Annotated in this window: 11 protein-coding genes and 1 pseudogene; 5 read left to right on the forward strand and 7 right to left on the reverse strand. The window is 63.5% G+C overall.

What is annotated here, in order from left to right; translation table 11 throughout:
• Window positions 1-44 precede the first annotated feature (44 nt).
• Both gyrA and NT151_03470 read left to right on the forward strand, forming a co-directional pair.
• Window positions 45-2,507 (forward strand): DNA gyrase subunit A, encoded by a 2,463-nt coding sequence (gene gyrA / locus NT151_03465; protein ID MCX6537986.1) that lies wholly within the window; start codon window positions 45-47, stop codon window positions 2,505-2,507.
• A gap of 11 nt (window positions 2,508-2,518) precedes the next feature.
• Complete coding sequence (locus NT151_03470) at window positions 2,519-3,244, forward strand: hypothetical protein (protein MCX6537987.1); 726 nt, start codon at window positions 2,519-2,521, stop codon at window positions 3,242-3,244.
• A 103-nt stretch (window positions 3,245-3,347) separates the two neighbouring features.
• Here the strand turns inward: NT151_03470 and NT151_03475 are convergent, their stop codons facing one another.
• The 5 genes from NT151_03475 to rsmI form a co-directional block, all read right to left on the reverse strand.
• Complete coding sequence (locus tag NT151_03475) at window positions 3,348-5,699, reverse strand: UvrD-helicase domain-containing protein (protein MCX6537988.1); 2,352 nt, start codon at window positions 5,697-5,699, stop codon at window positions 3,348-3,350.
• Window positions 5,700-5,753: 54 nt separating this feature from the next.
• Window positions 5,754-7,601, reverse strand: coding sequence for a glutamine--fructose-6-phosphate transaminase (isomerizing) (gene glmS, locus NT151_03480; protein ID MCX6537989.1), 1,848 nt, complete (start codon window positions 7,599-7,601; stop codon window positions 5,754-5,756).
• Window positions 7,602-7,615: 14 nt separating this feature from the next.
• Window positions 7,616-8,281, reverse strand: a complete 666-nt coding sequence (locus NT151_03485) for a DapH/DapD/GlmU-related protein (GenBank protein ID MCX6537990.1) — start codon at window positions 8,279-8,281, stop codon at window positions 7,616-7,618.
• A 73-nt stretch (window positions 8,282-8,354) separates the two neighbouring features.
• Entirely contained in the window at window positions 8,355-9,182 is an 828-nt protein-coding gene (locus tag NT151_03490; protein MCX6537991.1) for a tetratricopeptide repeat protein, read from the reverse strand.
• 83 nt (window positions 9,183-9,265) lie between these two features.
• On the reverse strand, window positions 9,266-10,120 hold the full coding sequence (rsmI, locus tag NT151_03495; protein ID MCX6537992.1) for a 16S rRNA (cytidine(1402)-2'-O)-methyltransferase: 855 nt from the start codon (window positions 10,118-10,120) through the stop codon (window positions 9,266-9,268).
• Between the two features lie 110 nt (window positions 10,121-10,230).
• On the opposite strand from rsmI, the gene NT151_03500 reads away from it, so the two are divergent.
• Complete coding sequence (locus NT151_03500) at window positions 10,231-11,889, forward strand: DUF885 domain-containing protein (protein ID MCX6537993.1); 1,659 nt, start codon at window positions 10,231-10,233, stop codon at window positions 11,887-11,889.
• Between the two features lie 186 nt (window positions 11,890-12,075).
• Window positions 12,076-12,216, forward strand: a pseudogene (locus NT151_03505) (zinc ribbon domain-containing protein).
• 26 nt (window positions 12,217-12,242) lie between these two features.
• Here the strand turns inward: NT151_03505 and NT151_03510 are convergent.
• Both NT151_03510 and galU read right to left on the reverse strand, forming a co-directional pair.
• Window positions 12,243-12,461 carry a hypothetical protein gene (locus NT151_03510; GenBank protein ID MCX6537994.1) on the reverse strand — a complete coding sequence of 73 codons (219 nt, stop codon included), beginning with the start codon at window positions 12,459-12,461 and terminating at the stop codon, window positions 12,243-12,245.
• A gap of 142 nt (window positions 12,462-12,603) precedes the next feature.
• Window positions 12,604-13,470: a UTP--glucose-1-phosphate uridylyltransferase GalU gene (galU, locus tag NT151_03515; GenBank protein MCX6537995.1), complete on the reverse strand. Its 867-nt coding sequence runs from the start codon at window positions 13,468-13,470 to the stop codon at window positions 12,604-12,606.
• A gap of 65 nt (window positions 13,471-13,535) precedes the next feature.
• Between galU and serS the strand changes: the two genes are divergently transcribed.
• Entirely contained in the window at window positions 13,536-14,828 is a 1,293-nt protein-coding gene (gene serS / locus NT151_03520) for a serine--tRNA ligase (GenBank protein ID MCX6537996.1), read from the forward strand.
• The last annotated feature ends 190 nt before the right edge of the window (window positions 14,829-15,018 follow it).

Consider the following 15,018-nt stretch of genomic DNA (forward strand, 5'->3'; position numbering starts at 1 on the left):
GCAAGAAGTTAAGAACGCAGACGTAGAGGACCCCGCACCGCATCATGGAAGCCGCCGCACGAATCCCCGTCGCCATCGAAGACGAGATGAAGCGCTCGTACCTGGATTACGCCATGAGCGTCATCATCGGGCGTGCGCTGCCTGACGTGCGGGATGGCCTGAAACCCTCGCACCGGCGCGCGCTGTATGGTATGCGCCTGATGGGGCTGGGGTCGAATCGCACCTACCGCAAGTGCGCCAAGATCGTCGGCGAGGTCATGGGCAACTTCCATCCCCATGGCGACGCCGCCATCTACGACACCATCGTGCGGATGGCGCAGGGCTTCAACATGCGGTACCCGCTGGTGGACGGGCAGGGCAACTTCGGCTCTGTCGACGGCGATCCGCCCGCGGCCATGCGCTACACCGAGGCGCGGCTCAAAGCGCTCGCCGACGAGATGATGGTCGACCTCGACAAGGAGACGGTCGACTTCGTCCCGAACTACGACGAGACGACCACTGAACCCACCGTGCTGCCGTCTCCCATCCCGAACCTGCTGATCAACGGGTCGGCGGGCATCGCGGTCGGCATGGCCACCAACATCCCGCCGCACAACCTGCGCGAGATCATCGACGGCGTGGTCTGGCTCATCGATCACCGCGAGGCATCGTCTGCCGAGAAGCACGCCGGTCTCCGGCGCATTGTGCTCGGTCCGGATTTCCCAACCGGCGGTCAGATTGTCGGACGGGCCGGCATCGAACTGGCCTTGCGCACCGGCCGCGGGTCCATCACCATTCGAGCGAAGACCGAAGTCGAGGTCTCAAAGAAGGGCGACCGGCAGTCGATCATCGTCACCGAGATTCCATATCAGGTGAACAAGGCCCGGCTGATCGAGAAGATCGCCGACCTGGTGCGGGAAAAATCCGTCGAAGGCATTTCTGACCTGCGCGATGAATCCGATCGCGATGGTATGCGCATCGTTATCGAACTCAAGCGCGGCGAGATGGCCGACGTCGTCCTGAACAATCTCTACAAGCACACGCCGCTGCAGTCGACGTTTGGGATCATCACGCTGGCGATCGTGGGCGGGCGCCCGCGCGTCCTCCCGCTGGTCGAGATGCTCGACCTGTTTATCGACTTCAGGCGCGAGGTCGTGCGCCGGCGGATTGATTACGAACTCCGGAAGGCCGAAGCCCGCGCCCACATCCTCGAAGGCCTCAAGATTGCCCTCGATCACCTCGACGCGGTGATCACGCTCATCCGCAGTTCGCGTTCGCCGGCCGAGGCGCGCGACGGGCTGATGTCGACATTCGCGCTGAGCCAGATCCAGGCGCAGGCCATCCTCGACATGCAACTCCAGCGGTTGACGGGCCTGGAACGCCAGAAGATTGAAGACGAGCTGGTCGATGTGTTGAAGACCATCGAGCGGCTGCGCGCGATCCTCGCGAGCGAGACGCTCGTGATGGACATCATCGTGAGCGAGTTGCGGGCGATCCAGGCGAAATTCGGCGATGCGCGGCGCACCGAGATCACCGACGAGACGGGGGAATTCCGGGTCGAAGACCTGATTGCCGAAGAAGACATGGCCATCACGGTCACCAACACCGGCTACATCAAACGGACCGCCATCACGAGCTATCGGAATCAGCGGCGGGGCGGCAAGGGCCGCATCGGGATGCGGTTCCGCGAAGAGGACTTCGTCGACCACCTCTTCATCGCATCGACGCACGCCTACATCATGATTTTCTCGGACCGGGGGCGCGCCTACTGGCTCCGGGTCTACGAGATTCCCGATGTCGGGCCGGACGGAAAGGGCAAGGCGCTGCCGAATCTGGTCTCGATGGCCGAGGGTGAGCGGATTGCCGCGCTGCTGGCGGTCAGGACCTGGGACGACGACAAGTTCGTCTTCATGGGCACCCGCAGGGGCAGCGTCAAGAAAACCGCCCTGTCGGCGTTCTCGAACCCGCGGGCGGGCGGCATCATTGCCATGGGCGTCGAGCCTGAAGATGCGGTCATTGCGGTGCAGATGACCGACGGAACCGGTGAAATCTTCATCGGGACGCGCGACGGAATGGCCATCCGGTTCCCCGAAACCGATGTCAGACCAATGGGCCGGACGGCCTACGGGGTGCGCGGAATCAGCCTCCGGGAGGGCGACGACGTGGTCGCCATGGAGGTCGTGCAGGCCGACGGCTCAGGCACGGTGATGAATGTTTGTGAGAATGGATACGGCAAACGGACCGACCTCGACGAATACCGCGTGCAATCGAGGGGCGGAGTGGGTATCATCTCCATCCAAACGACCGACCGGAATGGCCGGGTGGTCGGAATTGCGTACGTCCGGGGCGAAGACGAGCTGATGCTCATCACGCAACAAGGCAAAGTGTTGCGGATGCCCACCAGCGGCATTCGTGCAATTGGCCGGGCGACGCAAGGCGTCCGGCTGATCGAAATCGAGTCGGAAGACCGGGTCGTGTCCGTGGCGCGACTGGCGGAACAGGAAGACGACAACCCACTAGCGGAGTAGAGGAGGCAAGTATGTCTCGGCCCAACACGTTCCGGGTCCTCACTGTCCCCGTCCTAATGCTGATCGTTGTGATCATGACCGCCTGTGGCGGAAATGCTGAGGAGCAGACGCTCTTCAACAAGTACTTCCAGTCGTCGAAGATGGCTGACAATCTCACGCTCGCCAACATTGCGACCGTGGCGTTCGACCCGGCCATCGACGGCCAGATGCAGTCACACAGCATCACGCTGGTGGGCGAGGAGAAGACGGCTCCGCTGACGCTCAAGACCGGCGCCGAAGAGGTCCGCAAGGCCGTGGCTGCGGAGAGCGGGTTCACCAAGAGCAAGAAGGCGTTCCAGGACGCCAACGATGCCGCGATCGAGCGGATCGTCAAGGCCGAGGGCAAGAACCAGAAACTGACCGGCAAGGACCTTGAGATCCAGAGAACCTGGACGAAGTGGCGCGACGATGCCAAGGCGATGTCGCAGAAGGTCTCGGACGTCAAGAAGCGGGGGAACAATCGCCAGGTCGTGGAGATCAGCATCCTCGATCAGCGCAACCCGATCGACGTGACGGCCTATGACGGCGAGATGGCGACGAAGGAAGTCACCATCCATGGCACGGTCAAGACGCCGGCGGGCGAGACCGTGACGAAGGACTACGTCTTCACGATGCAGCGCGCGACGCTGAAGAACGTCAACGGGAAAGACCAGGTCGGCCGCTGGGTGATTACGGGACGCAGGGAAGCGGCGAAGTAGCGCAGAGAATTTCTGGTGGTGTAGGGGCAACCCCCTGTGGTTGCCCCACGTGACTCGGGCGGGCACGGGGGCCCGCCCCTACGCTTTCCTACCGACCGCTGTCTTACGCCTTCTCCAGCTTCGCGTAGCGCGCCAGCAGGCGCTTGGATCCCACCGTCGCGAAGCGGACCGTCACTTTTACATCATCGTTGTGGTCCTCGACGCCGATGACGGTGCCCAGGCCAAACTGCGAATGCTTGACGCGTTGTCCCAGGCGGAAGCCCGACGCGGAACCCGACTGATCCTCGTCCTCGGGGGCGTAGGTCTGCTCGGATTCACGCACGCAGCGGCGGCCGTAGGCGCCGCGGTCGCCGGAGTCTCGATCGCCAGAGCGAAACCCGCTGCGGTTTCCATACCCTGCGCCGCGCACGCTGGAGTTGTAGCCTGTGTAGCCGACGAAATCGTAGCGCTGCACGAGTTCCGGCGGCACTTCGTCGATGAAGCGGGAGGGTTCAGTCGCGCGGTACTCGCCGAACACGCGGCGCCGGCTGGCGCTCGTGAGGAACAGCCGCAGCCGCGCGCGCGTCATGCCGACGTAGCACAACCGCCGCTCTTCCTCGAGATCGTCATCACTGTCTGACACCCGCGAGTGCGGGAACAGGCCCTCCTCGAGTCCGGTGATAATGACCGTCGGGAATTCGAGCCCCTTTGCCGCATGCATCGTCATCAGGAGAATGCGCGCGTTCTCGGCGCCCTGGCTTTCGTCGGCCTCCGACAGCAGCGACAACCGATCCACAAAACCGGAAAGAGAAGGTTCAGCCTCACGCGTCTCATATTCCCTGGCGGCCGACACGAGTTCGGCGAGGTTCTCGATCCGGCCCTGCGCTTCTTCGCTGCGCTCGTCCTTGAGATCCTGCAGGTATCCCGACTGGTCGAGCACTTTGGCGATCGTGACAGACACCGTCTCTCGATGGGCCATTTCCGTGAGCGAGAGCACGAGGTCGCGAAACGCCGTGAGCGAGGCCGCGGCCCGATTCGAAAAGCGTCGTCGGTCGAGCCCGGTCACCAGAGCCGTCCAGAGCGAACGGGGCGGAGGTGGCGCGGTCGGGTCGCCGGCAAGCAGCGGCATGTTATTCGCGTTCTGGTCTCTAACTTCTGGCGTCTGATTCCCGCCTTCAGCAGGCTCGTCGTCTTTGCCCGCCGCTTCAAGGCTGTCCATCACGCCTTTGCCGATGCCTCGCGCCGGAACGTTGATGACCCGTCTGAGGCTGACGCTGTCGTGCGGATTCAACAGGAGTTTCAGGTAGGCAAGAGCGTCCTTGACCTCTTTGCGCTCATAGAACCGGACGCTGCCGATGATCCGGTAGACCAGGTTCTCCCGGCGCATGGCATCTTCAACCACGCGCGACTGGGCGTTGGTGCGGTAGAGCACGGCCACCATGTCGTCGACGTTCTCGCCACGCGCGCTGCGCGCCGTTTTTGCGACGAAATCCGCTTCCTCGAGTTCGTCACCGCAGCGGGCATAGACAATGAGGTCTCCACCCTTCAGGTCGGTCCAGAGGCGCTTTTCCTTGCGATTGCGGTTGTTCGCGATGACGGCCGACGCCGCATCGAGGATCACCTGCGTGGACCGGTAGTTGCGCTCGAGACGAACGACCTTCGCCTCCGGAAAGTCGTGCTCGAAGTCGAGGATGTTGCGGATGTCGGCGCCGCGCCACCCGTAGATCGACTGATCGGGATCGCCGACCACGGTCAGGTTGCGATGGATCTCCGCGAATCGCCGCATCAGCAGGTACTGCGGCCGGTTGGTGTCCTGGTATTCGTCGACCATCACGAAGCGGAAACGCTGCGCGTAGTGTCGCCGAACCACCTCGGCCTTCTCGAACAGCTCTACCGTGCGCACCAGCAGATCGTCGAAATCCAGTGCACCGCTGGCTTCGAGCGTCTTTGTGTATTCGAGATACACGCGCGCGATTTGGTCCTCGCGATAGCCCGATCGCTCCGCCGCCATGGCGGCCGGCGATTGCATGCTGTTTTTTGCCCGGCTGATAGCCGAAAGCGCCGCTCGCGGCTGGATGAAGCTCTCTTCGATCTGGAGTGTCTTCAACACCTGCTTGACGGCCGACAGTTGGTCTGAGGTGTCGTAGATCACGAAGTCGGGCGGAAGGCCGACGTGGGTGGCCTCGCGCCTGAGCAGCCGGGCACAGAGCGCATGGAAGGTCGATATCCAGAGGCCCCGGTAGGCGCTGCCGAGCAGTAGTTCGACGCGCTGCCGCATCTCTTCGGCCGCTTTGTTGGTGAAGGTGACCGCCAGCACCTCGTGTGCCTCGGCCAGGCCGCTCCCGACAAGGTACGCCACGCGGTACGCAATGACGCGAGTCTTGCCCGAACCCGCTCCGGCAAGAATCAGCAGCGGCCCATCAGTATAGAGAACGGCTTCGCGCTGTTCTGGGTTGAGGGAATTCAGAAAGTCCATGCAGTCTTCGGCAAACAGTCGGAAGAACCAGGCCGCCCGAGCGGGACGCGACGATCACTCCACCGTCACACTTTTTGCGAGGTTCCTCGGTTGGTCCACGTCCGCGCCGCGACGCACGGCCATGTGATAGGCGAGTAATTGCAGAGGGAGCACGAAGAGCACCGGCGACAGCAGCCGGTGCGTCGTCGGCAGCACGACGATCGAGTCGGTCGCCGGGTCAACAACGTCCGCCAGTCCCGCGTCGTTCTCGTTGGTGATGGCGACAATCGAGCCACCGCGGGCCTTCACTTCCTGGATGTTGCCCAGCATCTTCTCGAAGACGTGATCCCGGGGCGCGAGGGCAACGACGGGAAGATCTTCGTCAATGAGGGCGATCGGGCCGTGCTTCATCTCGCCGGCAGGATAGCCTTCCGCGTGAATGTACGAAATCTCCTTCAGCTTCAGCGCGCCTTCGAGCGCAATGGGATAGTTGATCCCGCGGCCAAGGTACAGGAAGTCGCGACTGTGCTGGAACCGTTTGGCGATGGCTTCGACCGGCGCTGATGCCTTCAACGCTTGCTCAATCTGGGTTGGAAGGTGCAGCAGCGCCTCGATGTGCGGGCGCGCCTGGTCCGGCCCCATTGTTCCGCGCGCCTGGGCCAGATTCAGCGCGAGCAGGTGGAGCGCCACCAGTTGCGACGTGAATGCCTTGGTGGACGCGACACCAATCTCCGGGCCCGCGTGCGTGTAGATCGTGCCGTCACATTCCCGCGTCGCCATGCTACCGACGACGTTGCAGATCGCGAGGCTGCGGGCGCCCTTCCGTTTCGCCTCACGCAGCGCGGCGAGGGTATCGGCGGTCTCGCCCGACTGCGTAATCACGACGGCCAGCGCGTGATCGTCGACCACCGGGCTGCGATAGCGATACTCCGACCCGTAATCCACTTCGACAGGCAGTTGGGCCAACTCTTCAATCAGGAACTTGCCGACAAGAGCCGCATGCCACGACGTGCCGCACGCCAGCAGGACCACCTTGCGCACGCTGGCCAATTGCCCGTCCGACAGATTGATCTCGTTCAAGAACACGCGGCCCGAGTCGAGCGACACCCGTCCAAGAACCGTGTCACGGGCGGCTGCCGGCTGCTCGAAGATTTCCTTGAGCATGAAGTGTTTGTAGCCGGCTTTCTCGGCCTGGATCGGGTCCCACAGCACACGTTGTGACGGGCGGATGAGCGGAGTTCCGTCGAATGTTGAGAACGTGGCGCCCGCGCGTGTCGCGACGGCCATTTCTCCGTCACCAAGGAAGACGACATCGCGGGTGTGATTCAGGATCGCCGGGATGTCCGACGCGATGAAGCACTCGCCCGAGCCAAGTCCCACCACAAGCGGCGGACCATTGCGGGCCGCGACCAGCTTGTCGGGATCATCGGCTGAGAGCAGCACCAGCGCGTACATGCCTCGCAGATGCGGCAACGCCCGGCGGACGGCCTCTTCCAGCGGGCCTCCGGCCGCCATCTCGCGTTCGACCAGGTGCGCCACGACCTCGGTGTCCGTCTCGGTCGCGAAGCGATGACCCTGCGCCTGCAGCTCGTGCTTGAGTTCGAGGTAGTTCTCGATGATGCCGTTGTGGACCACCACCAGGCGCCCGCTGCAATCGCGGTGGGGATGGGCGTTCTCCTCGGTGGGGCGGCCGTGTGTGGCCCAGCGCGTGTGGCCGAAGCCGTAGTCGCCATCGACAGGGTCCGCCGCAATCGCGGCCTCGAGCCTGGCGAGTTTTCCCGCGCTGCGCCGGACGATCACCTGGCCATGGCGCACGAGCGCGATCCCGGCCGAATCGTAGCCGCGATACTCGAGTCGCCGCAGCCCTTCAATCAGGACGGGGAGGACCGGTTTGGGACCAAGGTAGCCGACAATGCCGCACATGGCGAGGGACCTCTCTACTGCTTCTTGTTCTTTTTCCTCTTCACCCATCCCTCGATATTCGTCTGCTTCGCGCGGGCGACGCCGAGCGCGCCGGCAGGCACGTCCTGCGTGATCGAGGAACCTGCCGCGACGTACGCGCCAGCGCCCACGGTGACAGGCGCAATCAGTTGCGTGTCGCTGCCGATGAACGCACCATCTTCAATGATGGTCAGGTGCTTGTGCACACCATCGTAGTTGCAGGTGATGGTGCCAGCCCCGATATTCGCGCCAGCGCCAATCGTCGCGTCGCCCAGATACGACAGGTGATTCGCCTTCGAGCCCTCGCCGAGCACGGTCTTCTTCAGCTCAACAAAGTTGCCCACGTGCGCGTTGCGCTTGACGTGAGACGCGGGACGGATGTGCACGAACGGTCCAACGCGCGCCCCAGCGTCGACGCGGGACTCAACGATGATGCAACTATCGTTGATGACGACGTTGTCGCCGATGGTCGAGTCGGTGATGCGGACCCACGAGCGGACGCGGCAGTTGACACCGATTGTGGTCTTTCCCTCCAGCGTGACGCCGGGATGGAGCACCGTCCCCGCGCCAATCGTCACCGTATCGTCAACATAGGTCGTCGCGGGGTCGAGCAGCGTGACGCCGGCCGCGACCAAGGCGTCGTGCGTGGCGGTCTTCAGCATGATGGTGATCCAAAACAGAAAAAAGGGTCAGGCCCGTTTCATCAAGCCTGACCCTGTCGATGACATGTTCCTGCTACCGTGCCGCCCCCCGGGCGCGCCGAGTGGGCCGCCGATCCTTGTCTTTGCGTGGCTGAACCGGCGGTGGAGGAGCCGACAGCAACGCGACGATCGCGGCGGTGTGGCGCAGCGCCTCGAGATCGGCTTCCTTGATGATCAGGTTCCGGGTCTCCGGATTCAGCGCCACGGCGCGTTCCAGATGCGTGATGGCGGCCTCGTGGTTGCCCCGAATCGCCAGCGCGACGCCCAGCATGTACTCGGCGTGATCGTTGGCCGAGTCCTGGGCGAGCGCGGATGTGAGCAGCGCCACGGCACGTTCGGTGTCGCCCGCATTGATGGCCAGCGTCGCGGCATAGACGCGCTCTTCTGGCGTGCTCGGCGTGGCGTCGAGCGGCGCGAGATGCCGCTCACACACGCGCAGGTAGAGTTGCCCGCGCTCGAGGAGTTCCTTTTCCTCGGGATAGGTCGTGATCACCGTTTTCAGCAGATGTGCCGCATCGCGGTACCGTTTGGCCTGCAACGCCTGCATGGCGCGCTCGTAGGTCAGAACGGCCTGCGCGTAGGTGCTCCGCGCTGGCGGTTTGGGCGGCGTCACCATTTTGGCCGGTCGCGCACGCCCGAGTGTCGGCTTTGCCGCGCCTGGTTTCTGTTTGTGCCTGGACGACGGATGCACTGCCCGCCGGGCGACCGGTTTGACCCGCGCCTTGAGGCGTGGGGCGGACCTGGGTTTCGCGGCCGGGGTTTTCTTGACGGCCTTTGCCGCCAGTTTGGCCTTCGTGGCTGGTTTGGCCGCCGCCTTCTTCGCTGGCGCGGGCCGACCGATGGTGCGCCGAAGCTTCGCCATGAGCCAGACTCCTGTAACGGGTGAACACAAACACGTCGACGTGTGGCGAGCGGCGCTACGTTAACAAAATGGGTGGGATGCGGTCAAGAATTCCGGACGCGCTCGATGACGGCATAGGCATCGCGCGAGCGCAGACCGTACTTTGATGCGACACCTGAAAGAGCGGCTCTCCGCCCCAGCCCAGATTCTGTCAAACGACAGAATTCTGCGTAAACGTCTGTTTCATTTACACTTGTTACATCGACATTAGCTTCTACTTCCCGTCGTCCAGCCATGACGATCGTGAATTCTCCGCGCAATTCTGTCAAACGACCCAACACGTCAGAAATAGGTCCTCTGACCAATTCCTCGTGAAGCTTCGTCAACTCGCGACCAACCGCCACCTGCCTATCACCAATCACGCGCAGCGCGTCGTTCAAGGTGTCCACGATTCGGTGGGGCGCCTCGAAGAACACGACCGTGCGGGTTTCGGCGCGCAGGATCTCCAACCAGGTCGCGCGAGCTTTGGCCCTGACTGGCGGAAAACCCACGAAGACGAAGGCATCGGTCGGCAGCCCTGATGACACAAGGGCTGTCAACACCGCGCTGGGACCCGGAATCGCCTCGACGCGGATCCCGGCCGCAATGGCGGCCTGGACCAGTCGAAACCCCGGATCCGAAACTGCGGGCGTGCCCGCATCCGATACCAGGGCGATGCAGTGGCCCTGTTGAAGTTTCTCAACAAGCGCCCCGGCCTTCACGTGTTCGTTGTGTTCGTGCACACTGGTGGTGGGCGTCCGGATGTCGAAGTGGTGCAGGAGTTTTGCGGTGTGGCGGGTGTCCTCGGCGGCGACGAGGTCGCACTCGCGCAGCACGCGCAATGCACGTAGTGTGATGTCCTCGAGGTTGCCAATGGGCGTGGCGACCAGATAGAGGATTCCAGCAGTGTTGAGAACCATAGGCGGCCGCGTTCCAGCAAAGTTATTGTACCATTACAGACTTATTGGCTTTGCCGGCCCACGGTGAAGCCGCGTCCTGGTTTTCAACTTCGTCGCCGGCGAGCGTGTTCATGATTGCTTCGGAACCACTGCACCAATTCGTCGACGATTACCTCTACAGCCTGCGCGAGTCGAATCCGACGGCTGCCACCTTTGACGGCATCCACGAGTTCGACGACCTGCTGGACGATTTCAGCCGGACGGGCATCGACTCTCAGACCCAGGCGCTCGCCGGCTTCGCGCGGCGCCTGGCGTCGATCTCCAACGACTCGCTAACGGCCATCGAGCGGATCGAGCGCCCAATGGTGGCGGCACACATCCAGTCGAAGCTGCACGATCTCGAGCAGGTGCGCGGATGGGAGCGAAACCCGCAGATCTACGGCGAGATGCTTGGCGCCAGCCTGGCCGGCCAGGCGCTGTTTGAGTACGCGCCGGCCGAGGAGCGCGCGCGCCGGGTGCTGTCGAAGCTGCGCCAGACACCGAAGCTGGTCCAGGCCGCCCGAGACAACATCAAGGAGCCGCCCGGGATCTTCGTCAAGAAGGGGCTCCAGACGCTGCGCGGCGCGCTGCGCTTCATTGATGTCGATCTCCCAAAGGCGTTCGCGGATGTCGACGACCTCGGCCTGTTGAGCGATCTCGCCGACGCGCAGACCGAAGCGAGCGATGCGATCAAGGGCTACGTCGACTACCTCGAGAACGACCTTGGTCCGAAGTCGCGCGCGTCGTTCCGCCTGGGACCCGAGCGTCTTGCGAAGAAGTTTCGGCTCGAAGAAGGGCTCGAGTTGCCGCTCGGGCGGTTGCTCGACATCGGACTCAGAGAACTCGGCGTGGTCCAGGAGGAATTCCGGCGCGCAGCGTCGAAGATCGAACGTGGCGATCCGGTCGACGTCTGGCGGCGCGTCAAAGAGACACGGCTGGCCACCGACGGCATCGTGAACGCGGCGCAGCGGCAGGTGAGCGCGCTGGCCACGTTCATCGAGCGAAAAGACCTCGTGTCGCTGCCCTCCGGTGAACCCGTCATCGCGGCACCCACCCCCGAGTTCTTCCGGTGGACCGGCGCCAGCATGTGGACTCCCGGGCCGTTCGAACCGCGTCCGACCCGTGCGTACTACTACCTGACAGAGGCGGATCCGGCGTGGTCGGACGAGCAGAAGGCGGAGCACTACAAGGACCTGAATCTCCCGACGCTGTGGTCCATTTCCATCCACGAGGTCTACCCGGGACACTTCCTGCACTTTCAGCACCTGCGCCATGTCGAATCACGGGCGCGCAAGTCGTTGCTGATGGCCTCGTGCGCGATGGTGGAGGGCTGGGCCCACTACTGCGAGCACATGATGATCGAGGCGGGGTTCGAGAAACAGGACCCGGCGGTTCACCTGGGCCAGCTTGCCGAATCGCTCATCCGCATCGCCCGCCTGATTGTCGCGATTCGCCTGCACGCCGAGGACCTGTCGGTGGAGCAGGGCGTCCGGTTCTTCCGAGACGAGGCGTTTGTCGAAGAGAGCACGGCCCGCCGCGAGGCCGAGCGGGGGACATTCGACCCTGGCTACGGCGTGTACACGCTCGGCAAACTCATGCTGCTGAAACTGCGCGAGGACTACAAGGCGCACGTTGGCGACACGTTCTCGTTACGGTCCTTCCACGACACACTGCTGCGCAATGGCGTCGCAACCATTCCCGTGCACCGGCAACTGCTGCTCGGCGAGCATGCAGGGGCGGCTATCGAGTAGACGGAGTGCAGCGCGCGAGGCTGGGCTGGATGCCGGCTTCCGCCGGCATGACGCTATCAACTCGTCATTCCGGCGAACGCCGGAATCCAGCCACGCGATACTCGAGCCGTGTGTACGCGGCCAGACCCGGCGCAACGTGCTCTGGGCGAGGTTTGCCCGCGAGTGTTATAGACTGGTATTAGCACCATGCCACTGTACGAGTACGAATGCGGCGCCTGCGGCCACCGGTTTGAGGTAATCCAGAAGTTTTCGGATTCCCCGATCGAGCGATGCCCGTTGTGCAGCGAACCGGTCCACAAACTGCTGTCCGCGCCCGCGATCCAGTTCAAGGGCACCGGCTGGTACGTCACTGATTACGCAAGCAAGAGAAACACCGAAGCCGCCGCCGACAAGGCATCCTCGTCATCAGCCAGCGCGTCCGGCAGCAGCAAGACCACATCGCCCGAGGAGTCGGGCGGCAGCAAGACCACCTCGTCCAGCGAGTCCGATAGCAGCAAGACCACATCGACGAGCGAGTCCGGCAGTAGCAAGACCACGTCGACGAGCGATTCCAGCGCGGCGAAACCCGACACCAAGCCATCGAAATCCGACTAGCCCGGCCGCCAACCTCCTTACCCTTCGACCCGAGTTGTGTTGCACATCGCCTCGACCACACGCCCGTCCAGCGCCGTTGCCTTGGGCCGGCCGCGATGGCAACACACGTGAGCTCAGGGCTTACAGCTTGAGCGAGCGCAGGTACTCGGCAAACGGTTCCGCCAGGCCTTCACGCTGCAGCGCAAAGTACACGACCGCCTTCAGGTAACCGAGTTTGTTGCCCGTATCGTGGCGGACGCCCTTGATCTCGTACGCGTAGATCGGGCGCTTCTTCAGGAGTCGACGCAGGCCGTTGGTGAGCTGGATTTCGCCCGATCGATCCGCGGCTGTCGCCTCGAGTTCTTCGAAGATGTCGGGCGTCAGGATGTAGCGGCCGATGATGGCGAGGTCCGAGGGCGCATCGGCGCGCTGCGGTTTTTCCACCAGGTCGCGGACCTTGTAGATCCCGTCGGATTCGCTCTCGATGTCGACGATGCCGTAGGACGAGACACGGTCCCACCCCACGCGCTCGACGGCCAGCACGGGGCCCTGAACTTTCTCGAAGACTTCGACCATCTGCTTGAGTCCCGCCGGCTGTGCGTCAATCACATCGTCGGCCAGCACGACCGCGAACGGCTCAGGACCGACCAGGTCGCGCGTGACCAGGACGGCATGGCCCAGCCCAAGCGGCTCTCCCTGCCGGACATAGGCGACATGGATGAGGTTTGAGATCTCGCGGATTTCGGCGAGCAGATCGGTCTTGTGTCGAGCTTCCAGGTAGGACTCGAGCTCGACGGCGACATCGAAATGATCCTCGATCGCGTTCTTGCCGCGACCCGTGACAATAATGAGGTTGTCGATGCCTGAGGCCACGGCTTCTTCAACGCCGTACTGAATGATGGGCTTGTCGACCAACGGCAGCATCTCTTTGGGCTGGGCTTTGGTCACGGGCAGGAACCGCGTGCCGAGCCCCGCTGCCGGAAAGACCGCCTTCCGAACTCTCGCCATTCTCACGCTCCTTGGAGAAGCGATCGTATCGCAGCCCAACCGACTTTGGATATACGATCTTGGCCATGCTCGACGCAACGTTCGTCCGTGACCACCTCGACATTGTTCGCGAGAAGCTCACCCAGCGCGGGATCCGCATGGATGCCGAACTCGACGCACTGGCGCGACTCGATGCCGAACGACGCCTGAAGATTCCCGAAGTCGAGGAGTTGAAGCGCCAGCAGAACGCGTCGGCCGAGCAGATCGCGCGGGCCAAGAAGGCCGGACAGGACGTCGCGCACTATTTTGCCTCCAACAAGGCGCGGGGTCAGCAGATCAAGGAACTCGAGGCCCAGCTCGATCAACTCGAGGAGCGGCGCAGGGCCATTCTGCTCACCATTCCCAACCTGCCACACGAATCGGTGCCGGTTGGCGCAAGCGCCGCCGACAACAGGGAAGTGCGTCGCTGGGGCGATCCGCCGCGATTCGACTTCACGCCGAAACCGCACTGGGACCTCGGCGCCATGCTGGGGATCCTCGATTTCGAACGGGCCGCGCGTATGTCGGGTGCGCGGTTCGCGGTGCTGATGGGCGCGGGTGCGCGGCTGAGTCGGGCACTGGTCGACTTCATGCTCGACCTGCATACGCGCGAGCACGGCTTTACGGAAATCGATCCGCCGTTTCTCGTCAATGCGGCCGCGCTGGTCGGCACCGGCAACCTGCCGAAGTTCGAGGCGGACCTGTTCAAGATTGCCGGCGACTGGGACCTGTACCTGGTGCCCACCGCCGAGGTGCCGCTGACCAACCTCCATCGCGGCGAAATCCTCGATGGCCGCAAGTTGCCGATCCGCTACACCGCCTACACCCCGTGCTTCCGCAGCGAAGCCGGGTCGCATGGCCAGGATGTGCGCGGCCTCATCCGCCAGCATCAGTTCCACAAAGTCGAGATGGTGAAGTTCGCCACGCCGGAGCAGTCGTTTGACGAGCTCGAGAGCATGGTCGCGAGCGGCGAAGAAGTGCTGAAGCGACTCGGGTTGCCGTTTCGCACCATGCTGCTGTGCACGGGCGACATGGGGTTCGCGTCCGCCAAGACCTACGACATCGAAGTGTGGCTACCGAGCCAGGACACCTACCGCGAGATTTCGTCGTGCAGCAACACCATGGCGTTCCAGGCGCGCCGGGCAAACATCAAGTACCGGCCGGACGGCACGGGCAAGGTCGAATTGGTGCACACGCTCAACGGGTCCGGGCTTGCGGTCGGCCGAACGCTCATCGCGATCCTTGAGAACTACCAGCAGCGCGATGGGTCGGTCGTGATTCCGGAAGCGTTGCGCCCCTACATGCGCGGGCTCTCGGTCATCGAGCCGAGTCATCCGTAGAAGGGCGATTCTTCACGCGCGTGGCTGCGGGCCGACGTTTCCCTCCGCGGCCCCGCTCACGCAAGCCGGGTGGAGTAGGCCCCAGTCCGCCGTGGAATCACGCACGGACCAGCAACCCCTCGTCAAACCGTACGTGCGGATTTCCCGCATACGGCTTCCCTCGACGTTCACCGAGTATGCCTTGCGTCGA

This window comes from Acidobacteriota bacterium (assembly GCA_026393675.1).
GTDB lineage: Bacteria > Acidobacteriota > Vicinamibacteria > Vicinamibacterales > JAKQTR01 > JBAXOX01.